21 protein-coding genes are annotated in these 24,160 nt (G+C 64.1%); 17 read left to right on the top strand and 4 right to left on the bottom strand.

Annotation, left to right across the window (positions count from 1 at the left end; genetic code table 11):
• Positions 1 to 697 (top strand): DUF5043 domain-containing protein (locus tag Q1Y33_RS04575; RefSeq protein WP_300798574.1); only part of this gene is annotated, 697 nt, incomplete at its 5' end.
• Between the two features lie 173 nt (positions 698 to 870).
• On the opposite strand, the gene Q1Y33_RS04580 is transcribed toward Q1Y33_RS04575, so the two are convergent.
• On the bottom strand, positions 871 to 1,599 hold the full coding sequence (locus tag Q1Y33_RS04580; RefSeq protein WP_300798575.1) for a biotin--[acetyl-CoA-carboxylase] ligase: 729 nt from the start codon (positions 1,597 to 1,599) through the stop codon (positions 871 to 873).
• Between the two features lie 7 nt (positions 1,600 to 1,606).
• Positions 1,607 to 2,434 carry a 2,3,4,5-tetrahydropyridine-2,6-dicarboxylate N-succinyltransferase gene (locus Q1Y33_RS04585; protein ID WP_300798576.1) on the bottom strand — a complete coding sequence of 276 codons (828 nt, stop codon included), beginning with the start codon at positions 2,432 to 2,434 and terminating at the stop codon, positions 1,607 to 1,609.
• 168 nt (positions 2,435 to 2,602) lie between these two features.
• Here Q1Y33_RS04585 and Q1Y33_RS04590 point away from each other — a divergent pair, with 168 nt between their 5' ends.
• On the top strand, positions 2,603 to 4,738 hold the full coding sequence (locus Q1Y33_RS04590; protein ID WP_300798577.1) for a prolyl oligopeptidase family serine peptidase: 2,136 nt from the start codon (positions 2,603 to 2,605) through the stop codon (positions 4,736 to 4,738).
• Positions 4,739 to 4,829: 91 nt separating this feature from the next.
• On the top strand, positions 4,830 to 6,086 hold the full coding sequence (locus Q1Y33_RS04595) for an aspartate kinase (protein ID WP_300798578.1): 1,257 nt from the start codon (positions 4,830 to 4,832) through the stop codon (positions 6,084 to 6,086).
• Between the two features lie 227 nt (positions 6,087 to 6,313).
• Here the strand turns inward: Q1Y33_RS04595 and Q1Y33_RS04600 are convergent, their stop codons facing one another.
• Entirely contained in the window at positions 6,314 to 7,399 is a 1,086-nt protein-coding gene (locus tag Q1Y33_RS04600) for a DUF4435 domain-containing protein (protein WP_300798579.1), read from the bottom strand.
• A gap of 106 nt (positions 7,400 to 7,505) precedes the next feature.
• Between Q1Y33_RS04600 and Q1Y33_RS04605 the strand changes: the two genes are divergently transcribed.
• The 4 genes from Q1Y33_RS04605 to Q1Y33_RS04620 all read left to right on the top strand — a co-directional run bounded on the left by Q1Y33_RS04605 (position 7,506) and on the right by Q1Y33_RS04620 (position 14,332).
• The gene (locus tag Q1Y33_RS04605; RefSeq protein WP_300798580.1) at positions 7,506 to 7,853 is read left to right on the top strand and encodes a translation initiation factor; all 348 of its coding nucleotides are present in this window, start codon (positions 7,506 to 7,508) and stop codon (positions 7,851 to 7,853) included.
• Between the two features lies 1 nt (position 7,854).
• Positions 7,855 to 10,806, top strand: coding sequence for a hypothetical protein (locus tag Q1Y33_RS04610; RefSeq protein ID WP_300798581.1), 2,952 nt, complete (start codon positions 7,855 to 7,857; stop codon positions 10,804 to 10,806).
• Between the two features lie 34 nt (positions 10,807 to 10,840).
• On the top strand, positions 10,841 to 13,258 hold the full coding sequence (locus tag Q1Y33_RS04615; RefSeq protein ID WP_300798582.1) for a transglycosylase domain-containing protein: 2,418 nt from the start codon (positions 10,841 to 10,843) through the stop codon (positions 13,256 to 13,258).
• Positions 13,259 to 13,339: 81 nt separating this feature from the next.
• Positions 13,340 to 14,332, top strand: coding sequence for an aspartate-semialdehyde dehydrogenase (locus tag Q1Y33_RS04620; protein WP_300798583.1), 993 nt, complete (start codon positions 13,340 to 13,342; stop codon positions 14,330 to 14,332).
• A 109-nt stretch (positions 14,333 to 14,441) separates the two neighbouring features.
• Here the strand turns inward: Q1Y33_RS04620 and Q1Y33_RS04625 are convergent, their stop codons facing one another.
• Positions 14,442 to 15,818, bottom strand: a complete 1,377-nt coding sequence (locus tag Q1Y33_RS04625) for a tryptophanase (RefSeq protein ID WP_300798584.1) — start codon at positions 15,816 to 15,818, stop codon at positions 14,442 to 14,444.
• A gap of 179 nt (positions 15,819 to 15,997) precedes the next feature.
• Between Q1Y33_RS04625 and Q1Y33_RS04630 the strand changes: the two genes are divergently transcribed.
• From Q1Y33_RS04630 to nuoL, 10 genes are all read left to right on the top strand, one after another.
• Positions 15,998 to 16,606 carry a superoxide dismutase gene (locus Q1Y33_RS04630; protein ID WP_300798585.1) on the top strand — a complete coding sequence of 203 codons (609 nt, stop codon included), beginning with the start codon at positions 15,998 to 16,000 and terminating at the stop codon, positions 16,604 to 16,606.
• A 203-nt stretch (positions 16,607 to 16,809) separates the two neighbouring features.
• Positions 16,810 to 17,151, top strand: a complete 342-nt coding sequence (locus tag Q1Y33_RS04635; protein ID WP_300798586.1) for a hypothetical protein — start codon at positions 16,810 to 16,812, stop codon at positions 17,149 to 17,151.
• 109 nt (positions 17,152 to 17,260) lie between these two features.
• Positions 17,261 to 17,611 carry an NADH-quinone oxidoreductase subunit A gene (locus Q1Y33_RS04640; protein ID WP_295907063.1) on the top strand — a complete coding sequence of 117 codons (351 nt, stop codon included), beginning with the start codon at positions 17,261 to 17,263 and terminating at the stop codon, positions 17,609 to 17,611.
• A complete protein-coding gene (locus Q1Y33_RS04645) occupies positions 17,602 to 18,258 on the top strand; it encodes an NADH-quinone oxidoreductase subunit B (protein WP_300798587.1) in 657 nt (218 codons plus the stop codon). Before Q1Y33_RS04640 ends, Q1Y33_RS04645 begins: the two co-directional genes overlap by 10 nt.
• Positions 18,251 to 19,870, top strand: coding sequence for an NADH-quinone oxidoreductase subunit C (locus Q1Y33_RS04650; RefSeq protein ID WP_300798588.1), 1,620 nt, complete (start codon positions 18,251 to 18,253; stop codon positions 19,868 to 19,870). Before Q1Y33_RS04645 ends, Q1Y33_RS04650 begins: the two co-directional genes overlap by 8 nt.
• A gap of 17 nt (positions 19,871 to 19,887) precedes the next feature.
• A complete protein-coding gene (gene nuoH, locus Q1Y33_RS04655) occupies positions 19,888 to 20,964 on the top strand; it encodes an NADH-quinone oxidoreductase subunit NuoH (RefSeq protein WP_300798589.1) in 1,077 nt (358 codons plus the stop codon).
• Between the two features lie 2 nt (positions 20,965 to 20,966).
• Positions 20,967 to 21,404 (top strand): NADH-quinone oxidoreductase subunit I, encoded by a 438-nt coding sequence (locus Q1Y33_RS04660; RefSeq protein WP_300798590.1) that lies wholly within the window; start codon positions 20,967 to 20,969, stop codon positions 21,402 to 21,404.
• Positions 21,405 to 21,407: 3 nt separating this feature from the next.
• Positions 21,408 to 21,917 carry an NADH-quinone oxidoreductase subunit J gene (locus Q1Y33_RS04665; protein ID WP_300798591.1) on the top strand — a complete coding sequence of 170 codons (510 nt, stop codon included), beginning with the start codon at positions 21,408 to 21,410 and terminating at the stop codon, positions 21,915 to 21,917.
• Between the two features lie 14 nt (positions 21,918 to 21,931).
• The gene (gene nuoK, locus Q1Y33_RS04670) at positions 21,932 to 22,240 is read left to right on the top strand and encodes an NADH-quinone oxidoreductase subunit NuoK (protein WP_300798592.1); all 309 of its coding nucleotides are present in this window, start codon (positions 21,932 to 21,934) and stop codon (positions 22,238 to 22,240) included.
• A 24-nt stretch (positions 22,241 to 22,264) separates the two neighbouring features.
• Entirely contained in the window at positions 22,265 to 24,160 is a 1,896-nt protein-coding gene (gene nuoL / locus Q1Y33_RS04675; protein WP_300798593.1) for an NADH-quinone oxidoreductase subunit L, read from the top strand.

Below are 24,160 nucleotides of genomic sequence, written 5' to 3' on the forward strand. Positions count from 1 at the left end.
GAATAGAAACGTTGAACCGCAACCACATACGGACATGAAAAGATTGGTTATTTTGTGCGGCCTGCTGCTTGCTGTGGCGGGTTACGGCCAGACGCCGGATCCGGTGACGAACTACTATGCGAAGGATGGCACCGTTAGTGCGACGGACGGAACCGTTTATTGCATCGATGGGGCGGATTCTCCGACCATTACCATCTGCAATGCTGAAAATCGCTACACGGCGGCAGATGCGTCTTCCTCTCTTTATTACAAGGATGGTCGGAGGTTGGAGACCTTGGAAGAGTATGGTCGTGTGGACGGAGCGGTGGCGGATCAAGAGGCCTTTACCCGGATATTCCGGGATATGTTTACCGATGAGCAGATCGTCGCGCTGCGCAACCTGCGCCTGCCGTTGGCGGTTGGATGTGCGGTGAATCCGGAGGATGGTGTCCAGTTGGAAGTGTCGTTCGTTATTGGAAACTATCCGGAACTGACATCGCTGTCGCCCGACTTCTATCGGACGCTCGAGAAACGGCTGAAAGAGGAGGTTCGGTGGAATGTCAATGATTTTGCGAAACAGCTGAAATATATGTTTGGGTTGACTGTTTTGAATTTCAGGAAGCTGCCTCTGACGAGCGAGCTCCATCAGATCAAGCCGGGGCTCGGACGAAATGATCGGAACCTCAATCAGGGCGAGGATGTCGGATCGTTTCACTGACAGAAGAAGGACTGGCCGCGGGTGACGCGGACCGATATAACAAGGAGGACCGGCGGCAGTTCCGTCGGTCCTCCTTTGTGCTGTGGCCCGCAACGGGTGCGGGTCGGATCGTTGCGTATTCCCGCGGCGGGGTATCGGTCGGGCTTTTGTGTGACCTCGCGGCGGGTTGTCGGTCAGCCCTTTGCGGCGATGACGAACTCCACTTCGCGGAAGAGGTATTCGCCGAGCGAGCCGTCCGTGCGGCGCAGCAGCAGCGCTCCCGAGGGGCGGACCCCCTCGATGGCGGCCTCGAAGAGAGTGCCGTCGGGCAGCCGGTAGGGGTGGCGCTCCCCGAGGCGGTACATCCGCAGCCGGTAGTCGTGCTGGATTGCCTCCTTCTCGCCACGCTCCAGCTGGGCGTAGCGCGCTATGAACAGCTCGTGGAAGCGGCCGAGCACCTCCTCGCGGTTGAACGTGCGGCCCGTGGCCGTGGCCATCGACACGGGGTTCGGCAGCGAGGGGTCGAACCGGGTCTGGTTGACGTTGATGCCGATGCCGGCAAGCGTGCGTGCCAGCCGCCCGCCCGCAAGGTCGTGCTCGATGAGCATGCCCACCAGTTTGCGGTCACCCGTGTAGATGTCGTTCGTCCACTTGATGCGCGTGTCGATGCCGTAGCGGTCGAAGAGCTCCGTGAGGGCCAGCGTCACGATCTCCGAGAGCAGGAACTGCTCGCCCGCGGGCAGGAAGTGCGGTTCGAGTACCAGCGTGAAGGTGATATTCTCGCCCTTGGGGCTGAGCCACGTGTGGCCCCGCTGCCCGCGGCCGGCGGTCTGCCGCTCGGCCCAGACGATGTCGCCGTGGCGGTAGCGCGCGTCGCGGGCGTCGTCGTTCGTCGAGGTGGTTTCGTCGATGCGGTAGATCATGGCCGGATCAGATCGAGACGCCGAAGTCGCGCAGGGCGTCGTTGAGCGAGGTTTTCTTGTCGGTGGACTCCTTGCGGCGGCCGATGATCAGGGCGCACGAGACGCTGTATTCGCCCGCCGGGAACTGCTTGCGGTAGCTGCCCGGCACGACCACCGAGCGGGCCGGGACGTAACCCTTGTAGGTGACGGGCTCCGGTCCCGTGACGTCGATGATGTGCGTCGAGCCGGTGATGACGGTGTTCGAGCCGAGGACCGCCTCGCGGCAGACGTGCGCCCCCTCGACGACGATCGAGCGCGAGCCGATGAAGCAGTTGTCCTCGATGATGACCGGCGCCGCCTGCACGGGCTCCAGCACGCCGCCGATGCCCACGCCGCCCGAGAGGTGAACGTGGCGTCCGATCTGGGCGCACGAACCGACCGTGGCCCACGTGTCGACCATCGTGCCCGTGTCGACGTAGGCCCCGATGTTGACATACGACGGCATGAGGATCGCCCCCGGGGCGATGTAGGCGCCGTAGCGGGCCACGGCGTGCGGCACGGCGCGCACGCCCAGCTCCTCGTAGCCGTGCTTGAGCTCCATCTTGTCGTACCACTCCAGTTCGCCGGCCTCCATCCTGCGCATGGGGCGGATCGGGAAGTAGAGGATGATGGCCTTCTTGACCCATTCGTTGACCCGCCACTCGCTGGCGGCCTCATCGACGGGCTCCGCCGTGCGGAGCTCGCCGCGGTCCACGAGTGCGACGACGCGCTCGATGGCCTCGCGCACCTGCTTCTTTTCGAGCAGCGTGCGGTCCTCCCACGCCTGCCCGATTATCGTTTCGAGTTCGCTGTACATTTTTTTGTCGTGTTTGGGCAGCCGCACCTGCGGGCCGGACGGCCGGGGCGCGCCGGGCGCTTCGGCCTGCTCCGCCGGCGGCGGGCTGAAAGTTTGTTCCGGACAAAGGTATGCAAAATCGCTTATTTTTCCTAACTTTGCCCCGACCATAACCCAAAAGGTACGCGTATGAAACACTCATTCACCACCGCCGCCCTGCTCGCGGGCATGGCGGCCCTTGCAGCATCCTGCAGCGACATGAAGCAGATAAAACGGATGCCCTACCCCGAAACCGAGCGCGGCGGGGTCGTGGACAACTATTTCGGCACCGAGGTGCCCGATCCCTACCGCTGGCTCGAGGACGACAATTCGGAGGCGACGGCTGCCTGGGTGGCGGCCGAGAATGCCGTGACGGAGAACTACCTCTCGCAGATCCCCTTCCGCGGTGCGATCCGCGAGCGGCTGACCGAACTGTGGAACTATCCCAAGGAGGGGGCGCCGGTCAAGCACGGCGACTGGTGGTACTACTATTATAACGACGGCCTGCAGAACCAGGCGGTGCTCTACCGCACGCAGCAGCCGGGCACGCCGGGCGAGGTCTTCCTCGATCCGAACACCCTTTCGGAGGACGGGACGGTGGCGCTGGCCGCGGCGTCGTTCTCGAAGGACGGGCGCTACTTTGCCTATGCGGCCGCCGCATCGGGTTCGGACTGGGTCGAGATCCGCGTCAAGGACACCGCGACGGGTGAGCTGACCACCGACAAAATCAACTGGGTGAAGAACTCCGGCGCCGAGTGGGCTCCCGACTCCAAAGGCTTCTACTACAGCGGCTATGAGGCTCCCGACGGAAGCGTCTATTCGTCGCAGAACCAGTATCAGAAGGTCTACTACCATGCGCTGGGCACGCCGCAGTCGGCCGACCGCCTCGTCTACGAGGACCGCGAGCACCCGCTGCGCTACTTCTGGGCCTGGCCCTCGGAGGACGGCAAGTGGCTCTTCGTCCTTGCGTCGGAGGGTACCTCCGGCACGGAGGTGCTCTATCGCCGAAGCTCCGAGACGCAGTTCCGCACGCTGCTCAAGGGCTTCGATGCCGACTATGCCCCCGTCACGGTGAAGGACGACGCCCTCTACTACGTGACCAACCGCGACGCCATGAACTATGCCCTCTGCCGCATCGACCTGAACAGCCCGAAGCGGATCGAGACCGTCATCCCGGAGCATGAGACGACGCTGCTCGAAGGGGTCTCGTCGGTCGGCGGCTACCTCTTTGCCTCGTACCTCGAGAATGCGCAGGACAAGATCGTGCAGTTCGACTTCGACGGCCGCCGCGTGCGCGACGTGCAGCTCCCGGCCATCGGCACCGTCGGCGGCTTCTCCGGCGACGACGAGACGACCGAACTCTACTACACGCTCACGAACTATACCTCTCCCGCGACCGTCTACCATTACGACGTCGCCTCGGCGGAGTCGACCCTCTACAAGGCTCCGGAGGTGAACTTCGACCCGTCGCTCTTCGTCACCGAGCAGGTCTTCTACCCCTCGAAGGACGGAACGCGCGTGCCGATGTTCATCACCCACCGCAAGGACATGAAGCTCGACGGCCAGAACCCCTGCCTGCTCTACGGGTACGGCGGCTTCCAGATCAACCTCACGCCGGGCTTCAGCCCCTCGGCGCTGATGTTCGTCGAGCAGGGCGGCATCTACTGCGTGGCTAACCTGCGCGGCGGCTCGGAGTACGGCGAGGCCTGGCACCGCGCCGGCATGCTCGAGAAGAAGCAGAACGTCTTTGACGACTTCATCGCCGCGGCCGAGTACCTCATCGCCGGGAAGTACACCTCGTCGGAGCGCCTGGCCATCAACGGCGGCTCAAACGGCGGTCTGCTCGTCGGCGCCTGCGAGGTGCAGCGTCCCGACCTCTTCGCCGTCTGCCTGCCGCAGGTCGGCGTGATGGACATGCTGCGCTACCACAAATTCACCATCGGCTGGGGATGGGTCGTGGAGTACGGCTCGTCGGACAACGCCGAGCAGTTCCCCTACATCTACGCCTACTCGCCCGTGCACAACATCCGCGAGGGTGTGAAGTATCCCGCCACGCTGGTGATGACGGCCGACCACGACGACCGCGTCGTTCCGGCCCACTCGTTCAAGTTTGCCGCACAGATGCAGCACTGCCAGGCGGGCGACGCCCCGGTGCTGATCCGCATCGAGTCAAAGGCGGGTCACGGCGCCGGCAAGCCGACGTCGAAGCGTATCGACGAGGCGGCCGACATGTACGCCTTCCTCTTCCAGAACATCGGCGTGCCGTACCGTCCGGTCGGGAAGTAGGACTCTCATGAAATCCGCGGGACTGGCGGGCCACCGCTTCGGCGGCGGCTCCGCTGCCCGATGTAAAGATGGTTAGGTTAACAGAAAAAATATGAAGGTATACAAATTCGGAGGTGCCTCGGTGCGCAACGCCGACGGCGTGAGAAACCTGCGCAAGATCATCGACGACGAGCAGCACCTCTTCATCATCGTCTCGGCCATGGGCAAGACGACGAACGCCCTGGAGCGGGTCTTCGCCGGGCTGCAGCAGGACGACCGCGAGGCGGCGCTGGGCGAGGTGGCCGCGCTGCGCAGCTACCATGCGGAGATCATCGACGACCTGTGGCACGGCCACAGGCGCCTTGAGCGGGTCGATGCGCTCTTCGACGAGCTGGAGCATGTCGTCACCGGGACGGCCTACCGTCCGGAGGATGCCGAGCTGCGCTACGACGAGATCGTCGCCTACGGCGAACTGGTCTCGACGACGATCATCTCCGAGTACCTGAACCATGCCGGTGTCGCGAACCGCTGGATCGACATGCGCCGCTGCCTGCTGACGGAGCAGCGCCACAAGGATGCCGGCGTCGACATCGAGGCCTCGACGCCCCGCCTGCGCGCCGCGCTGGCCGGTTGTGGGGAGACGATCTTCATCGGGCAGGGCTTCATCGGCGGAGCGCCCGATGGCACGACCACGACGCTCGGCCGCGAGGGCTCGGACTACTCGGCGGCCGTTGTGGCCAACATCCTCGACGCCGAGTCGATGTCGGTGTGGAAGGATGTCGACGGCATCCTGAACGCCGATCCGAAGATCTTTCCCGACGCCGTGCAGATTGCCGAGCTGAATTACCTCGATACGATCGAACTGGCCTACAGCGGCGCGCAGATCATCCACCCGAAGACGATCAAGCCGTTGCAGAACAAGAATATCCCGCTCTATGTCCGTCCCTTCGGCGACAAGCGCAAGCCCGGCACGGTGATCCGCGCCATGTCGGCGCCGGTCGACGTGCCGATCCTGATCCTCAAGAAGGACCAGGTGCTGCTGACGATCCGTTCGCGCGACTTCTCGTTCGTGCTCGAGGAGAAGTTCGCCACGATCTTCTCGCTGCTCGAGCGCTTCCGCATCAAGGCCAACCTGATCCACAATTCGGCCGTGAATCTGAGTCTCTGCGTCGACAAGTCGTGGCATATCGACGAGGCGGTCGGTGCGCTGCGCGAGGCGGGATTCGACGTGATGCGTTCCGACAACATGGAGCTGCTCACCGTGCGCGGCTACACCGACGAGCTGTGGCGGCGCTATGCCCGCGGCCCGCAGGTCTTCATCCGGCAGGCCACGCAGGCGACCGTGCGCGTGGTCCGCAAGCGCGGCTGACGGACGGTTTTCCTTCATGCCCGGTCCCGGAACCGGGACTTGGCAACAACAAAGCGGCGGCCCTTCCGAAGAGGGGCCGCCGCTGTTTTTTTGCCGCCGGGGTTACCGCTGGGGTTGCTGCCGGGGTTGCCGCCGCCGGGGCCGCAGCGTGTTTCCGCTGCCGTTTTTCCGCCGCCGTCCCTGCCGCGGGGCCAACATCCCTGCGGCGGTCGATATGCCGCCGGGCGTCAGCGCTGGACCTCGCGCAGGTTGCGCAGCACGGTGAGGTAGGAGTCGCCCTGGATCTCGCCGCGGCGCTTCATGTCGAGGATCGTGCGCGTGATGTAGCGCGTGATGTCACGCTGCAGCCGCTTGTAGAGCGGGCAGCGGACGTAGTTCTCGTTGTCGAGCAGCACGTCGCGGATCGAGCGCAGCGAGTTGGTGTAGTTCGACATCTCGTTCTTGAGCGCCACGCCCCGCTTGTCGGAGGCCGTGATGCGGGCGATGGACATCTGCCGCAGCTTCTCGCACACGGAGTTGAGCATGACGAGCACGACGTTGTCCATGAGCGTGTGGCCGTGCATGAAGAGGTAGGTGTTCCCGGGCGTGAGGCCCCGGTCGCGGAGCTGTGCCTCAAAGGTCTTCATCGGCTCGAGCATCTTCGGGTTGCGCTGCTCGAGCAGCCGCTCGCGCTTGGCGACGTTGCGCCGCAGCCATTCGATCGTCTTCGCGCCGTTTTCGGCGAGGTCGAGGTAGCCGAGGCGCACCGACGACTTGAAGTCGATGAGCGGAAAGACGTTCTCCGACGCGAGCTGCGCCGAGAAGGCGTACCAGACGAAGAGCGGGTAGATCGTGCACGAGTATTCGTGCATGAACTTCACGAAGTCGAAGATGCGCGTGTCGTTCTTCGTGGCCTTGACGCAGACGTTGTGCAGCGAGGGGGCGTAGCAGAGGTAGTTTTCGGTGGCGTAGGCGTAGGTGTGGAACATGAACTTCGCGTCGTTGACCTCGCGCGACTGCTCCGTGCGCCCGGCAAAGAGGTAGTCGAAGTCCGAGTCGACGCACAGCAGCATCTCCTCGCCTGCCTGGGGGATCATCGAGAGGAGCACCTTCTTGCCCTTGGGCAGGTCGCCCCGGTCGGGCACCGAGATTTCGAAGCGCAGGTAGGGGTTATGGAAGTGGTCGAAGATGCCGCGCCAGAAGGCCACGTCCTCGTACCCCTCGACGTAGACCTTCACCAGCCGCTGGTCGGGGTTGGCCGGCAGCGGGCGCGGCAGTTCGTCGAGTGTCGGCTGCCGCGCGAAAGGATTGAGTTTGCGCAGTTTTTCTCGCATCTTCATCGCCTGTTACGCAAACAAAGATAATAATTTATTATTTTTGTGCAAAATATCGCGTCCGACCGGGCGTTAGGATTCCGACATAAGCAACCAAACTGAAGAGATGGCAGACAACGATTGGAAATCGCGTCTGGGAATGGTCTATTCGACCGATCCCGACTACAAATACGTGACCGACGAGGAGCCGGAGGCGGAGACGCTGCCCCCGGCGCGGCAGCAGCTGCGCGTGTGGCTCGACCGCAAGCAGCGCGCGGGCAAGGTTGTGACGCTCGTGCGGGGCTTCGTGGGCCGCGAGGCCGACCTCGCGGAGCTGGCGCGCCTGCTCAAGACCCGCTGCGGCGTGGGCGGCGCGGCCAAGCAGGGCGAGATCATCATCCAGGGCGACCACCGCGACCGCGTGGTCGCGATACTCACGGCGGCCGGCTACGGCTGCAAGAAAGCCGGCTGCTGACGTGCGACGCCTGTTGTTTGCCCTGATCCTTGTCTGGGCGCTGTGTGCGGCGGAGCGCGCGGCGGCCCAGTACTACACGTGGGGTTCGGACGCCCCGCAGAAGTGGTCGACGATCCGCACGCCCGACGTGCGGATGATCTATCCCGACACGGTGGCGGGGGTGGCCGCACGCACGCTCTTCTACATCCGCACCGTGCAGCCCGACATCTCCTACGGATTCCGCCACGGCCCGATGCGCATCCCCTTCGTCATGCACCCCGAGAACTTCCTCTCGAACGGACTGGTCATGTACCTGCCGAAGCGCGTGGAGTTCCTCACCTCGCCGGCCATCGAATCCTATTCGATGCCGTGGTACAAGCAGCTCGTGGCGCATGAGTACCGCCACGCCGTGCAGTACAACAACCTCGACCGGGGGCTGATCCGCGTGTTGAGCTACCTGCTCGGACAGCAGGGCTCGACCGTCGGCCTGCTCTTCATGCCGCTGTGGGCCATCGAGGGCGATGCCGTGATGTCGGAGACGATGATGTCGTCGTTCGGCCGCGGGCTGCAGCCCTCCTTCTCGATGGGTTACCGCGCCATGGGAAAGGTGGGGTATGAGCGGGGCCGCCGCCGGCGCAACATCGACAAGTGGTTCTGCGGCTCCTACCGCGACTACATCCCCGACCATTACGAGCTGGGCTACCAGATATGCTCCTATGCCTGGGAGCGCTACGGCGAGAACATCTGGGACAAGGTGGCGTGGTACAGCTCGCGCAACCCCTACATGATTTTCACGACGAGCATCGCCCTGGAGAAGTTCTACGATACGGATGGCGACCGGCTCTTCCACGAGACGTTCGACACGCTGGAACGCTTCTGGGCGGCGCTGCCGCCCGTCGAGGAGCGCACCGCGACGCTGACGCCGCTGCCCGACGGAAACTATACGACCTACCGGTGGCCGCTGCGGCTCGACGACGGCTCGGTGCTGGCCCTCAAGAGCGATTACGACCGTCCGTCGCGCTTCGTGCGCATCGACCCCCGGACGGGTGCGGAGCGTGTGGTGGCCTACACGGGCAACGTCTCGACGCGCCCGACGCTCCGCGGCGACAGCGTCTGGTGGACCGAGTACCGGCGTTCGGCGCTCTTCGAGCAGCGGGTCAATTCGCAGCTGTGCGCCATGTCGCTCGCGCAGGAGCGCCCGCGCACCGTCGCCGGCGCACGGCGCGTGCTCTATCCGACCGCGGCCGAGGGAGCCTTCGGCTGGGTGGAGTACAATCCCGACGGGTCGTATGCCGTCGTGGTGCGGTCGGAGGGCGGTGAACTCCGCCGCACGCCGGCCCCCGCCCGGGCCGAGCTGCACGGGCTGGCGTGGGACAATGCGACGCGCGGCTGGTACGTGCTGGTGACCGACGACTCGGGCATGTGGCTCGGCCGCGTCACGCGGGAGGGGGTTGAACCCCTGACGCAGGGGGCCTACATCACGCTCTCGGACCTGCGGGCCGCCGACGGACGCCTCTACTTCGGGTCGATCGCCTCGGGCCGCGACGAGGCGCACTGTTACGACCTGGCCACGGGACGCGAATACCGCATCACCGAATCGGAATACGGCTCCTTCTCGCCCGTGCCCGGCGGCGAGGGGGTGCTGGTGACCTCCTACGACCGGCACGGCTACCGTGTGGCGACGCAATCCGTCGCGGACAGCCTTTTGACGCCCGTCGCGCCGTCGCGCCTGCCGCGCAACCTGGTCAACCCGCCGCGCCGCCGCTGGGATGTCGTCAACCTCGACACGGTGCGCTTCACGGCGGCCGACTCGCTGCGGCAGCGGGCAGATTTCCGCGAGAAGCGCTACCGCAAGCTGCCCAATCTGGTCAACGTCCACAGCTGGATGCCCGTGGCGTTCGACCCCTTCCTGGCGGTCGACGAGCAGATCATCGACCTGAACCTCGGCGTGACGTTCCTCTCGCAGAACCTCCTGTCGAACACCGAGGCCTACGCCTCCTACGGCTGGAACCGCAACGAAGGTTCGTTGTTCAACCTCGGCGTGCGTTATTTCGGGCTGGGGCTGCGTTTCGACCTCGACGCCTCGTTCGGCGGCAACCAGCTCATCTACTCGCTGGCGCAGTATGATCCCGAGACGGGCAATCCGGTCTATCAGGAGCGGCCCGCCCCCGACAAGTACTACTCCGTGGGGCTGACGGCCTCGCTGCCGCTCTACCTCCAGCGCGGCTACCATACGCGGCAGCTCTCCCTCTCGGCCGGGTGGAACTACTCGAACGGCATGGTCGCCAACCTCAACCGCATCGAGTGGGGCGAGGACGGCTGGATTTCGAACATGCAGCGCATCGGCTTCCGCCGCGGCCTGCACAAACTCTCGTTCGGTGCGGGCTTCTCGGACCAGGTGGCCCTCGCGCACCGCGACTTCGCACCCCGCTGGGGCTACGTTGTGAGCACCTCCTACACGTTCAATCCGGCGGATGCGTACTTCAGCGACCTCGTCTCGTTCTACGGACAGGCCTACCTGCCGGGCGTGGCGCCGCACCACTCGCTGCAGCTGGCCGCGACCTACCAGACCTCGATCGGCGGCTACAAGTTCCCGTCGGGCTATGCGCCGTTGAGCTACCGCTCGACGCGCCTCATCCCGCGCGGCTTCACCTCGTCGGATATCGTGGCGAACAGCTACACGGGCCTCTCGGCCGACTACCAGCTGCCGGTGTGGTATCCCGAGGGGGGCATCGGCTCGGTGCTCTACGTCAAGCGCGTGCGGCTGAACGTCGGCGGCGACTATGCGCAGTTCCGCGACATCGCCCGCGTGGGGATGGACTGGCGGCGCATCTGGTCCGTGGGCGGCGACCTGCTCTTCGACATCAACCTCTTCCGGCAGCCGGCGTCGGCTACCACGACCGTGAAACTCTCGCTTTACCATCCTTCGAGCGGCGGGGTGTGGTTTACCGCCTCGCTGGGGCTGCCATTCTGATATTTTTCGTACCTTTGTCCCAAATTCCGGTTTTATGACACAGCGCAAAACGTCGGGCATCGGCCCGAAAACGATAAGATGGATCTGGGTGGTGGCCTTCGCCCCCTTCGTGCTCGTGGGCGTGATGCTGCTGCTCACGGCCTTCGGGGTCTTCGGCCGCATGCCCTCGTTCGAGGAGCTGGAGAACCCCCGCAGCAACCTCGCCACGGAGATTTATTCCGAGGACGGCAAGGTGCTGGGCACCTTCTTCGTGCAGAACCGCTCCTACGTGCAGTATGCCGACCTCTTCCCGTCGGACTCGACGCTCCACATCCGGCTCGACGGCCACGACGTGCCGCCGATTGTCGCGGCGCTCGTCGCCACGGAGGACGTGCGCTTCCGCAGCCATTCGGGCATCGACATCCCGTCGCTGGCCCGCGTGGCGGTGAAGACCGTGCTGCTGCAGAACACCTCGCAGGGCGGCGGCTCGACCATCACGCAGCAGCTGGCCAAGAACCTCTTTCCGCGCGACACGGCCCGCAACCGCAGCCGCGTGGCCCGCATGGCGAAACTCGTGACGGCGAAATTCAAGGAGTGGATCACGGCCCTGAAGCTCGAATACAACTACACGAAGGAGGAGATCGCCGCCATGTACCTCAATACGGTCGAATACGGCTCGAACGCCTACGGCATCAAGGCCGCGGCCCACACCTTCTTCAACAAGGAGCCCGACGAGCTGAACGTGCAGGAGGCCGCCGTGCTCGTGGGCGTGGTCAATGCGCCGACGCGCTACTCGCCCGTGCGCAATCCCGACAATGCGCTGGCGCGCCGCAACCTTGTCCTCTCGCGCATGGCCGAGGCCGGGGCGCTGACGCGGGGGCAGTGCGACTCGATTTCGGCACTCCCGATTGTGCTCAACTACAAGCCCGTGTCGCATAACGAGGGCATCGCGACCTACTTCCGCGAGATGCTCCGCCTGGTGATGAACGCCGACCGCCCGAAGCGCAGCCAGTTCTACACGCAATGGGACTACGAGCAGGCGGTGCGCGAGTATGAGGAGAACCCGCTCTACGGCTGGTGCCGCAAGAACGTCAAGGCCGACGGCACGCCCTACAACATCTACCGCGACGGCCTGAAGATTTATACGACAATCAACTCCTCGATGCAGCGCTACGCCGAGCAGGCCGTGCAGAAGCAGCTCGAGACGGTGATCCAGCCCGCGATGGACGCGCAGTACCGGCGCACGAAGGTGCTCTTCGTGGATGCCGACCGCGAGGAGCGCGAGCGGATCATGCGCCACGCCATCCGCTATTCGGACCGCTACCGCGAGATGAAGAACGCCGGGGCCAGTGCGCGGGAGATCGAGGCGGCGTTCGACCGCCCCTGCTCGATGAAGGTCTTTACGTTCAAGGGCGACCGCGACACGCTGATGACGCCGCGCGACTCGATCCTCCACCACAAGCGCATCATGCGCGCCGCCTTCGTGGCGATGGACCCCCGCACGGGCTACGTGAAGGCCTATGTCGGCGGCCCGAACTTCCGCTACTTCAAGTATGACATGGCCAAGCAGGGCAAGCGGCAGATCGGTTCGACGATCAAGCCCTTCGTCTACACGTTCGCCATCGACCACCTCGGCATGACCCCCTGCACGATGGTGCCCAACCTGCCGACGACTATCGAGACGGCCAACGGCACGGCCTGGTCGCCCAAGGAGGCCGGGAAGGTCGAGTACGACGGTGTGCTGCACCCGTTGAGCTGGGGCCTGGCCCGCAGCCGCAACAACTACTCGGCCTGGATCATGAAGCAGGCCAAGCAGCCCGAGGCCGTCGCCGACTTCATCCACAACATGGGCATCCGCAGCTACATCGACCCCGTGCCGGCGCTCTGCCTCGGCACCTCCGAGTCGAACGTCTACGAACTGGTGAGCGCCTTCTCGACCTTCGCGAACGAGGGCGTGCACAACGACCCGATTTTCGTCACGCGCATCGAGGACCGGCAGGGCAACCTCATCGCCAGCTTCATCCCGCAGTCGCAGGACGCCATCAGCGAGCGCACGGCCTACACGATGCTGACGATGCTGCAGGGCGTCGTCAAGTCGGGCACGGCCGGACGCCTCAACTGGATGTACAACATGAAGGATGTCGAGCTGGGCGGCAAGACCGGCACGTCGAACAAGAACCGCGACGCCTGGTTCATGTGCGTGGCCCCGCGGCTGGTGGCCGGTGCGTGGGTCGGCGGCGAGGACCAGTCGGTGCACCTGCTCGCGCGCGGCGAGGGCAGCGTCGTGGCGCTGCCCATCGTGGGCGACTTCCTGCAGCGGGTCTACGACGACGGACGCCTCGGCGTGACGCGCGAGGACCGCTTCGTGCGCCCGACGCTCATGCCGCAGTACGACTGCGACGAGGAGGGCGAGCCGGACGACCGCCGCGCCTCGGAAACGGGCATCGACGAGGACGACGCCTTCTTCGACTGACGGGCCGCGGCCCGCACGGCGGGACCTCGGGCATCGGATTTGCCACAACAGGAAACCGTAACATAATATTGTATTGAAAAGATGAAAATTGCAATCGTGGGGGCCAGCGGAGCCGTTGGCCAGGAGTTTCTGAAGATTCTGGAGGAGCGTGCGCTGCCGATCGACGAACTGCTGCTGTTCGGGTCGGAGCGCAGCGCCGGCCGATCCTATACGTTCCGCGGCAGGGAGATCAAGGTCCGCCTGCTGCAGCACAACGACGACTTCCGCGGGGTCGACTACGCCCTGACGTCGGCCGGGGCCGGCACGTCGCGCGAGTTCGCGGAGACAATTACCAGGTACGGCGCCGTGATGATCGACAACTCGAGCGCCTTCCGCATGGATGCCGACGTGCCGCTGGTCGTGCCGGAGGTCAATCCCGAGGATGCGAAGAACGCCCCGCGGCGGATCATCGCCAACCCCAACTGCACGACCATTCAGATGGTCGTGGCGCTGAACGCCATCGAACGGCTCTCGCACATCACGCGCGTGCATGTATCGACCTACCAGTCGGCCAGCGGCGCGGGTGCCGCGGCGATGGCCGAACTCGAGACGCAGCATGCCGAGCTGTGCGCCGGCAAGGAGCCGACGGTCAGCAAGTTCGCCTTCCAGCTCGCCTACAACGTCATCCCGCATATCGACGTCTTCACCGAAAACGATTACACGAAGGAGGAGATGAAGATGTACAACGAGACGCGCAAGATCATGCACTCGGATGTCCGCGTCTCGGCGACCTGCGTGCGCGTGCCCGTCATGCGGGCCCACTCGGAGAGCATCTGGCTCGAGACCGAGCGTCCCGTCACGGTCGGGGAGGCCCGTGCGGCCTTCGCCGCGGCGCCCGGCGTGGTGCTCATGGACGATCCCGCCGCCAAGGTCTATCCGATGCCGCTCTTCATCGCCGGCAAGGACCCCGTCTACGTGGGCCGCATCCGCCGCGACCTGACCTCGGACAACGGACTGACCTTCTGGTGCGTGAGCGACCAGATCAAGAAGGGCGCGGCGCTCAATGCCGTGCAGATTCTCGAGACGCTCCTCTGACGGCGGAGCCCCGGAAAATGAAAAGGGCCGGAGAAGACTCTCCGGCCCTTTTGTCGTATGCGGCGGGGACCCTGCCAAAGCCCCCCGTCATTAGAACGCCCCGCGGGCGTCAGATTTTTTCGAGCTCCACGGTGAAGTGGCGCAGGATCGGTGCCTCGAACGAGATGCGGTAGCCCGTGGTAATCTCGTTGCGGCGCTCGTAGATGTTGCGGCACGCGGCGGCAATCACGCGGATGTGGTTGTCCGTGTAGACGCGGCGCGGGATGGCCAGGCGCAGCAGCTCGAGGGCCGGGTAGCGGTTCTCGTGCGTCTCGGGATCGCGGTCCGCGAGAATCGAGCCGATCTCCACGCCGCGGATGCCTGCCTCGATGTAGAGCTCCACACCCAGCGTCTGGGCGATGAACTGCTCCTTCGGGAGGTTCGGCAGCACCTTCTTGGCGTCGATGAAGATGGCGTGTCCGCCCGCCGGACGCTGGTACGGCACGCCGTACTCGTCGAGCAGGTCGCCCAGCAGCTTCACCTGGCGGATGCGGGCGTCGAGCTGCTCGAACTCCGTATTTTCGTCCAGACCCACGGCCAGGGCATCCATGTCACGGCCCGACATGCCGCCGTAGGTGACGTAACCCTCGAACATGATGTTGAACGACATGGCCTTGCGGTAGAGCTCCTCGGAGCGCATTGCCACGAAGCCGCCCATGTTCACCACGCCGTCCTTCTTGGCCGAGATGGTCATGATGTCGGCATAGGTGTAGATCTCGCGCACGATCTCCTTGATGCTCTTGTCGGCGTAGCCCTCCTCGCGCGTCTTGATGAAGTAGGCGTTCTCGGCGAAGCGCGCCGAATCGAGCAGCAGGGGCACGCCGTAGCGGCGGCACACCTCGGCCGTCTCGCGGATGTTGCGCATCGATACGGGCTGTCCGCCGGCCGTGTTGTTGGTGATCGTCAGCACGACGCACGGCACCTTTTCGCGGGGGTTCTCCTTGAGTATCTTCTCCAGCTTCGCCGTGTCCATCTCGCCCTTGAAGGGAATTTCGAGTTGCGTGTCGGCTGCGGCGTCGATCGTGCAGTCGACGGCATGGCAGCGGCGGAACTCGATGTGGCCCTTCGTGGTGTCGAAGTGCGAGTTGCCCGGGACGATGTCGCCCTCCTTGAGCAGTGCCGAAAAGATCACGTTCTCGGCGGCGCGGCCCTGGTGCGTGGGCAGGAAGTAGGGCATGCCGAAGATGCGCTCGATGGTCTGCTTCAGACGGAAGAACGACGACGCGCCCGCGTAGCTCTCGTCGCCGGTCATCATGGCCGCCCACTGCCGGTCGGACATCGAGCCCGTGCCGGAGTCGGTCAGCAGGTCGATCGTCACCTGGTCGGCGCGCAGCTTGAAGAGGTTGTAGTGCGCCTCGCGGATCCAGGCTTCGCGCTCCTCGCGCGTCGAGGTGCGGATGGCCTCGGTCATCTTGATCTTGTAGGGTTCACAATAAGGAAGTGTCATAGAAATGGTTTTTTAGGTTATGGATTGTTACTCTTTCCGGTAAAATTACAAAAAATATTTCAGATTTCCGCTTCGGGCATCCTATTTGTTTCTCATAACGAAGAATTTTGATTCCGGGAAACCGCTTTTTTCTTATCTTTATGCAACCATTGATCGTTTCACTTCTAATTCTTTCGTTTATGGCAAACGATTCGACATCCGGGGCCCGTTTCACCGTGCGTGAACTGCCCTATGCCTACGACGCCCTGGCGCCGCAGCTCTCCGAAGAGACGCTCCGCTACCACCACGACAAGCACTATGCGGGCTACGTGGCCAAACTCAACGAACTGATCCTCGATACGCCGTTCGCCCGGCAGCCCCTCGAGGACATCGTCCTCGCGGCCGACGGCGCCGTCTACAACAACGCCGCACAGGCCTGGAACCACGAATTCTATTTCGAAGAGCTCTCACCGAACCCGCAGACGGCCCCGACGGGCGCCCTGCTCGATGCCGTTGTCCGCACGTTCGGATCGGTCGATGCGCTCAAGGAGCGGATGAACCGTGAGGCCGTCGGACTGTTCGGTTCGGGGTGGGTGTGGCTTGCGGCCGACCGCCAGGGCGATCTTGTGATCGTCGCAACGCCCAATGCGGGCAACCCCCTGCGGCAGGGGCTCGTGCCGCTGCTGTGCCTCGACGTCTGGGAGCACGCCTACTACATCGACTACCGCAACCGCCGGGCCGATGCCGTTGCGGCGCTGTGGGACCGCATCGACTGGAAGACGGTCGGCGAGCGTTATGCAAGACGCTGATCCGGCAACGGATCGTGCGGCGGGGAGCGGACTTCGGGTCCGCTCCCCGCTTTGTTTTTGGGCGGTTTCGGAGCCGGAGATGGTCAAAATCGGAATTCCGTTGTGTTTTTTGGCCCGGAATGTGTCCGTTTTTGCCGGAAAGAGTGTATCTTCGCGGCGCAGAGATGTGGTAACCCAAAATGATGGTCAGGATTCAATATCTATTGTCCGTACTGCTTTTCGTCGTGCTGGCGACCGTCGAACCCGCAACCCCCGCCCCGTGCGGCGGTTGTCCCGATGCGTCCGTCTCCGCCTGCGGAGGCAGCACCCTGCACCTGCCCGACAGGACCTGCGGCTGCATCGTGGCGGCCTTCGATACGGCGATCGTGCCCGAAACGCTGGACCGCCTTCCCGAGGCAAAACTCGCTGGGGCCGCCGATTCCGCCGCCCGCACTGCCGCCTGCTTTGCCGCTGCGGCGTCGCTGCCCTCCCGCCTGCCCGCCTGCGGCTACCATCCCCGTCCCAAGGACCTCTATGTCTATGCGCTGGGGCGGATCGTGATTTAGCCCCGCAGGGCCGTAACGGCCCCTCGCATCCGTGCCGGCATGTCCGGTGCAGCCTGCGCACGCGACGCGTGCGCCGAGACCGATTCCGTAAAACAAACTAGACATATCCATGTATTTTACCCTGTTGGTGGTCGTGATCCTTACGGCCATTGCGCTGGTGGCCGTGGCTCTGGGCATCGCCCGGGCGATTTCGCCCCGCTCCTACAACTCGCAGAAGGGCGAGGCCTACGAGTGCGGCATCCCCACGCGCGGAAAGTCCTGGATGCAGTTCAAGGTAGGCTACTACCTCTTTGCCATCCTTTTTCTGATGTTCGACGTCGAGACCGTCTTCCTCTTCTCGTGGGCCGTCGTGGTGCAGGAGCTGGGCGTCTACGGTCTGGTGAGCATCCTCTTTTTCCTGGTCGTACTGATTTTGGGCCTGGCCTATGCCTGGCGGAAAGGAGCACTGGAATGGAAGTGAAAATGCCCCGTATCAAGTCGATGAAATACGAGGATTTCAACGACAACGAGTACCTCGAGAAGATGGCCGCCGAGCTGCGTGCCAACAACGTGAACGTCATCGTCGGGTGCCTCGACAACCTGATCGAGTGGGGCCGCAGCAACAGCCTCTGGCCGCTGACCTTCGCCACGAGCTGCTGCGGCATCGAGTTCATGGCCGTGGGCGCCGCGCGCTACGATTTTGCCCGGTTCGGGTTTGAAGTGGCCCGCGCCTCCCCGCGCCAGGCCGACTTCATCATGGTCGCCGGAACGATCACCCACAAGATGGCCCCCGTGCTGCGGCGCCTCTACGACCAGATGGCCGACCCGAAGTACGTGATCGCCGTGGGCGGCTGCGCCATCAGCGGCGGCCCCTTCAAGCGGTCGTACCACGTCGTCGACGGCGTGGACAAGATACTGCCCGTCGACGTCTACATCCCGGGCTGCCCGCCGCGTCCCGAGGCGATGCTCTACGGACTGATGCAGCTGCAGCGCAAGGTGCGCCTGCAGCGCTTCTTCGGCGACGTCAACCGGCAGATCGACGAGAAGGAGTACGAGGAGCTGATGCGGCGCGACCTGACGGCCGAAAAGAACGATTTGAACGTGGAAAGAGCTGACAAACATGAATGATACGCTGAAAGAGAAGATGACGGCCTGGGAACCCGCGGCCGTCGCGTGCGAACAGGGCGACGGATATTTCGCCGTGCCGCCCGAGCGGCTGCACGCGCTGGCCGAGCGGCTGCATGCCGGGGGATTCGACTTCCTGCGCAGCCTCACGGGCATGGACTGGGGCGAGGAGGGCCTCGGCGCCGTCTACCATATCGAATCCACCGCCACGGGCGAGAACATCGTCCTGCGCACGGTGACGCCCGACCGCGTGCGGCCCGTGCTGCCGTCGGTCTGCGACATCTGGCGCGCCGCGGAGCTCAACGAACGCGAAGTCTTCGACTACTTCGGCGTCCGTTTCCTGAACCATCCCGACATGCGGCGCCTCTACCTGCGCGACGACTGGGTGGGACACCCCCTGCGCAAGGACTACGATCCGTCGCTCAACCCCCTGCGCATGAGCAACGAGGTCTCGCGCGACGATACGCCGAGCTACGAGCTGCTGCCCGACGGCAGCTACATCCGCAAGCGCACGCCGATCTTCGACGAGGACGAATACGTCATCAACATCGGCCCCCAGCACCCGGCCACGCACGGCGTGCTGCGCTTCCGCGTCTCGCTCGAGGGCGAGATCATCCGCAAGCTCGACGTGCACTGCGGCTACATCCACCGCGGCATCGAGAAGATGTGCGAGGAGCTGACCTATCCGCAGACCCTTTCGCTCACGGACCGGCTCGACTACCTCGGGGCCTCGCAGAACCGCCACGCACTGTGCATGTGCATCGAGCGGGCGATGGGGGTCGAGGTCACCGAGCGCGTGCAGTACATCCGCACGATCATGGACGAGCTGCAGCGCATCGACTCGCACCTGCTCTTCTTCTCGTGCCTCTGCATGGACATGGGCGCCCTGACGGCCTTCTTCTACGGCTTCCGCGACCGCGAGAAGGTGCTCGACATCCTCGAGCAGACGACCGGAGGCCGCCTGATCCAGACCTACAACACGATCGGCGGCGTGCAGGCCGACATCCATCCCGACTTCGTGCGCAAGGTCAAGGAGCTGATCGCCTACCTGCGCCCCACACTGCGCGAGTACCACGAGATCTTCACGGGCAACGTCATCGCCCGCGAGCGGTTGGCGGGTACGGGCGTGCTGTCGCGCGCCGACGCCATCTCGTTCGGTGCCACGGGCGGTACGGGACGTGCCTCGGGCTGGGCCTGCGACGTGCGCAAGCGCCACCCCTACGCCATGTACGGCAAGGTCGACTTCGAGGAGGTGCTCTTCACGGAGGGCGACTGCATGGCCCGCTACATGGTCCGCATGCGCGAGATCGAAGAGAGCCTGCGCATCATCGAGCAGCTCATCGACAACATCCCCGAGGGGGCCTGCCAGCTGAAGATGAAGCCCGTGATCCGCATCCCCGAAGGCAGCTACTACGCCGCCGTCGAGGGGAGCCGCGGCGAGTTCGGCGTCTTCATCGAGAGCCGCGGCGAGAAGTCGCCCTACCGCATGAAGTTCCGCTCGACGGGCCTGCCGCTCGTCTCCTGCATGGAGACCATCGTCCGCGGGGCGAAGATCGCCGACCTGATCGCCATCGGCGGCACGCTCGACTACGTCGTGCCCGACATTGACCGTTAAACGCCAAATAGAAGACTATGTTTGATTTCGGTATCATTACGAGCTGGATTCACGAACTGCTCACCTCGGTCATGCCCGTCGGACTGGCCGTCTTCATCGAGTGCGTCGTTGTCGGCGTCTGCCTGCTGCTGCTCTACGCCGTGATCGCCATCCTGATGATTTTCATGGAGCGCAAGGTCTGTGCGGCGTTCCAGTGCCGCCTGGGCCCCGTGCGCGTGGGACCGTGGGGCACGCTGCAGGTCCTGGGCGACGTCTTCAAGATGCTCACCAAGGAGATCATCGCCATCCGCCACTCGGACCGCCTGCTCTACAACCTCGCCCCCTATCTGGTAATCCTCGCCTCGGTGCTCGCCTTCGCCTGCCTGCCGATCAGCCGCGGACTGGAGATTCTCGACTTCAACGTCGGCGTCTTCTTCCTGATGGCCGCCTCGTCGATCGGCGTGGTCGGCATCCTGCTGGCCGGCTGGAGCTCCAACAACAAGTATTCGCTCATCGGCGCCATGCGCAGCGGCGCGCAGATGATCTCCTACGAGCTGTCAATCGGCCTGTCGATCCTCACGATCATCGTCCTGACCGATACGATGCAGTTTTCGGAGATTGTCCTGCGCCAGGCCGACGGATGGTTCATCTTCAAGGGCCACATCCCCGCCGTCATCGCCTTCGTCATCTACCTGATTGCCGGCAACGCCGAGGTCAACCGCGGGCCGTTCGACCTGCCCGAGGCCGAGTCGGAGCTCACGGCCGGATACCATACCGAGTATTCGGGCATGCACTTCGGTCTGTTCTACGTCGCCGAGTTCGTCAACCTGTTCATCATCGCCGGTGTCGCCGCCACGATTTTCCTCGGCGGCTGGATGCCGCTGCACATCCCCGGCTGGGAGGGCTTCAACGCCGTCATGGACTGGATTCCGGGCTTCGTGTGGTTCTTCGGCAAGGCCTTCTTCGTCGTCTGGCTCCTGATGTGGATCAAGTGGACCTTCCCGCGCCTGCGCATCGACCAGATTCTGACGCTCGAATGGAAATACCTCGTGCCCATCGGCCTGGCGAACCTGCTGTTGATGGTCATCGTCGTTGTCTTTAACCTGCATTTTTAGTCATGAGCAACTATGTAAAAGGGCTCTTCGGCGGCGTGCATTCGCTGCTCACGGGCATGAAGGTCACCCTGCGCGAGTTCTTCACGCCCAAAGTCACCGAACAGTACCCCGAGAACCGCGCCACGCTGAAGATGTTTGACCGCTACTGCGGCGAACTGACCATGCCCCGCGACGCCGAGGGACACAACAAGTGCATCGCCTGCGGGCTCTGCCAGAACAACTGCCCCAACGGCACAATCCGCATCACGACCGAGACGGTCACCGACCCCGAGACGGGCAAGTCGCGCAAGCGGCTCGTGCGCTACGAGTATGACCTCGGCTCGTGCATGTTCTGCCACCTGTGCGTCAACGCCTGCCCGACGGGGGCAATCCGCTTCGCCCCGACGTTCGAGCATGCCGTCTATACGCGTGAAAAACTCGTCAAAACACTGAACGAATAAGCCATGGAGATCACACTCGAACTGATCGTCTTCACCGTCCTGGCGCTCTTCATCACGGTGAGCGCCGTGCTGGCCGTCACCACGCGGCGTATCCTGCGTGCGGCCACCTGCCTGCTGTTCGTGCTCTTCGGCACGGCGGCCATCTACTTCCAGCTCAACTACTCGTTCCTGGGTGCCGTGCAGCTGCTCATCTACGCCGGCGGCATCACGGTGCTCTACGTCTTCTCGATTCTGCTGACCTCGAGCGAGGGCGACCGCTCGGAGGACCTGCGCGGCTACAAACTCGTCGTGGGCCTGCTGGCCACGCTCGCCGGGCTGGGCGTCTGCCTCTGGATTACGCTCCGTCACAAGTTCATGCCGTCGGTCTTCGAACACGGCGAGCTGCACGTCAGCCGCATCGGCCATGCGCTGATGAGCAGCGACAAGTACGGCTACGTCCTGCCGTTCGAGGTCATCAGCCTGCTGCTGCTGGCCTGCATCGTCGGCGGCATCATGATCGCCCGCAAACGCTGAAAAACATCCGGACTATGATACACATGGAATACTACCTGATCGTCTCCACGATCATGATGTTCGTGGGAATCTACGGATTCGTCACGCGCCGCAACCTGCTGGCGATGCTCATCTCCGTCGAGCTGATCCTCAACTCGGTGGACATCAACTTCGTCGTCTTCAACCGCTTCCTCTTCCCGGGCGAACTCGAGGGATTCTTCTTCACGCTCTTCGCCATCGGGATCAGCGCCGCCGAGACGGCCGTGGCCATCGCCATCATCATCAACATCTACCGCAACCTGCGCAACATCCACGTCAAGAGTCTGCGCGAAATGAAGTGGTAAAAACGCCGTAAACAAACGTCGCTTATGGAATATACGATTCTTCTGCTCGTGCTGCCCTTCGTGAGCTTCCTGCTGCTCGGCCTCTTCGGCATGAAGATGCGTCCGAAGACGGCCGGGCTCATCGGCACGGCCGTCGTGGCCGTCGTGGCCGCGGTGAGCTACGTGACCGCCTGGGAGTACTTCTTCGTGCAGGGGCGCGACGCCGCGGGCCTCTATCCGACGACGATCCCGTGGAACACGCTCTGGCTGCCCATCGGCGGGACGCTGCACATCGACCTGGGCATCCTGCTCGACCCCATCTCGGTGATGATGCTCGTCGTCATCTCGACCGTCTCGCTCATGGTCCACATCTACTCGTTCGGATACATGAAGGGCGAGCGGGGCTTCCAGCGCTACTACGCCTTCCTGTCGCTCTTCACGATGAGCATGCTGGGGCTGGTCGTCGCCACGAACATCTTTCAGATGTACCTCTTCTGGGAGCTGGTGGGCGTAAGCTCCTACCTGCTCATCGGCTTCTACTACACGAAGAAGGAGGCGATCGCCGCCTCGAAAAAGGCCTTCATCGTCACGCGCTTCGCCGACCTGGGCTTTCTGGTCGGCATCCTCTTCTACGGCTTCTACGCCGGGACCTTCTCCTTCACGCCCGATGCGCGGGCGCTGGCTTCGGCCGGGGCGATGATTCCGCTGGCGCTCGGGCTGATGTTCATCGGCGGCGCCGGCAAGAGCGCCATGTTCCCGCTGCACATCTGGCTGCCCGACGCCATGGAGGGCCCGACGCCTGTCTCGGCGCTGATCCATGCCGCGACGATGGTCGTCGCGGGCGTCTACCTCGTGGCGCGCATGTTCCCGCTCTTCATAGGCTACGCTCCCGAAGTGCTCCACTGGACGGCCTATATCGGCGCCTTCACGGCGCTCTACGCCGCCGTCGTGGCCTGCGTGCAGAGCGACATCAAGCGCGTGCTGGCCTTCAGCACCATCTCGCAAATCGGCTTCATGATTGTCTCGCTCGGGGTCTGCACCTCGGCCGATCCCCACGCCGGCGGGCTGGGCTACATGGCCTCGATGTTCCACCTCTTCACGCACGCGATGTTCAAGGCGCTGCTCTTCCTCGGGGCCGGCTGCATCATCCACGCCGTGCACTCGAACGAGATGTCGGCCATGGGCGGCCTGCGCCGCTACATGCCGCTGACGCACGCGACGTTCCTCGTGGCGTGCCTGGCCATCGCCGGAATCTGGCCCTTGAGCGGCTTCTTCTCGAAGGACGAGATACTCACCGCCGCCTTCGCCTTCAGCCCCGTGATGGGGTGGGTAATGACGGCCATCGCCGCCCTGACGGCCTTCTACATGTTCCGCCTCTACTTCAACATCTTCTGGGGGCGTGAGAACCGCGAGCTCCACGCCGCGCACACGCCCCACGAGGCGCCCCTCACGATGACGCTGCCGCTTTTGCTGCTGGCTCTGGTGACCCTCGTGGCGGGATGGATCCCCTTCGGGGAGTTCGTCTCGAGCAACGGCGAGGCCTATGCGATCCACATCGACCGCGGCGTGGCGGCCGTGAGCCTCTGCGTGGCCCTGGCGGCCATCGCCCTCGCCACGTGGATGTACGCCCGTCCGCAGCAGCCCGTGGCCGAGCGCCTGGCCCGCACCTTTGCGGGGCTGCACCGCGCGGCCTACCGCCGCTTCTACATCGACGAGGTCTACCAGTTCATCACCCACCGCGTGATCTTCGCCTGCATCTCGACGCCGATCGCCTGGTTCGACCGCCATGTCGTCGACGGCTTCTTCAACGCGCTGGCCGCGGCGACGAACGCCGTGGCGGAGTGGATCCGCGAAATCCAGAGCGGCAGCGTGCAGCGCTACTGCATCTGGATGTTGAGCGGCGCGCTGGGCCTCACGATCCTCATCCTGTTAATCTGTTAA

Origin of the sequence: uncultured Alistipes sp. (assembly GCF_949296715.1) — a bacterium.
In the GTDB taxonomy this organism is placed as follows: domain Bacteria; phylum Bacteroidota; class Bacteroidia; order Bacteroidales; family Rikenellaceae; genus Alistipes.

Excerpts from the sequence above, each read along its gene's own strand:
- nuoH (WP_300798589.1), top strand. The coding sequence starts at position 19,888 with ATGTTTGATTTCGGTATCATTACGAGCTGGATTCACGAACTGCTCACC.
- Q1Y33_RS04620 (WP_300798583.1), top strand. The coding sequence starts at position 13,340 with ATGAAAATTGCAATCGTGGGGGCCAGCGGAGCCGTTGGCCAGGAGTTT.
- Q1Y33_RS04595 (WP_300798578.1), top strand. The coding sequence starts at position 4,830 with ATGAAGGTATACAAATTCGGAGGTGCCTCGGTGCGCAACGCCGACGGC.
- Q1Y33_RS04605 (WP_300798580.1), top strand. The coding sequence starts at position 7,506 with ATGGCAGACAACGATTGGAAATCGCGTCTGGGAATGGTCTATTCGACC.
- Q1Y33_RS04625 (WP_300798584.1), bottom strand. The coding sequence starts at position 15,818 with ATGACACTTCCTTATTGTGAACCCTACAAGATCAAGATGACCGAGGCC.
- nuoK (WP_300798592.1), top strand. The coding sequence starts at position 21,932 with ATGATACACATGGAATACTACCTGATCGTCTCCACGATCATGATGTTC.
- Q1Y33_RS04630 (WP_300798585.1), top strand. The coding sequence starts at position 15,998 with ATGGCAAACGATTCGACATCCGGGGCCCGTTTCACCGTGCGTGAACTG.
- Q1Y33_RS04665 (WP_300798591.1), top strand. The coding sequence starts at position 21,408 with ATGGAGATCACACTCGAACTGATCGTCTTCACCGTCCTGGCGCTCTTC.
- Q1Y33_RS04600 (WP_300798579.1), bottom strand. The coding sequence starts at position 7,399 with ATGCGAGAAAAACTGCGCAAACTCAATCCTTTCGCGCGGCAGCCGACA.
- Q1Y33_RS04615 (WP_300798582.1), top strand. The coding sequence starts at position 10,841 with ATGACACAGCGCAAAACGTCGGGCATCGGCCCGAAAACGATAAGATGG.
- Q1Y33_RS04640 (WP_295907063.1), top strand. The coding sequence starts at position 17,261 with ATGTATTTTACCCTGTTGGTGGTCGTGATCCTTACGGCCATTGCGCTG.
- Q1Y33_RS04590 (WP_300798577.1), top strand. The coding sequence starts at position 2,603 with ATGAAACACTCATTCACCACCGCCGCCCTGCTCGCGGGCATGGCGGCC.
- Q1Y33_RS04660 (WP_300798590.1), top strand. The coding sequence starts at position 20,967 with ATGAGCAACTATGTAAAAGGGCTCTTCGGCGGCGTGCATTCGCTGCTC.
- Q1Y33_RS04645 (WP_300798587.1), top strand. The coding sequence starts at position 17,602 with ATGGAAGTGAAAATGCCCCGTATCAAGTCGATGAAATACGAGGATTTC.
- nuoL (WP_300798593.1), top strand. The coding sequence starts at position 22,265 with ATGGAATATACGATTCTTCTGCTCGTGCTGCCCTTCGTGAGCTTCCTG.
- Q1Y33_RS04650 (WP_300798588.1), top strand. The coding sequence starts at position 18,251 with ATGAATGATACGCTGAAAGAGAAGATGACGGCCTGGGAACCCGCGGCC.
- Q1Y33_RS04580 (WP_300798575.1), bottom strand. The coding sequence starts at position 1,599 with ATGATCTACCGCATCGACGAAACCACCTCGACGAACGACGACGCCCGC.
- Q1Y33_RS04585 (WP_300798576.1), bottom strand. The coding sequence starts at position 2,434 with ATGTACAGCGAACTCGAAACGATAATCGGGCAGGCGTGGGAGGACCGC.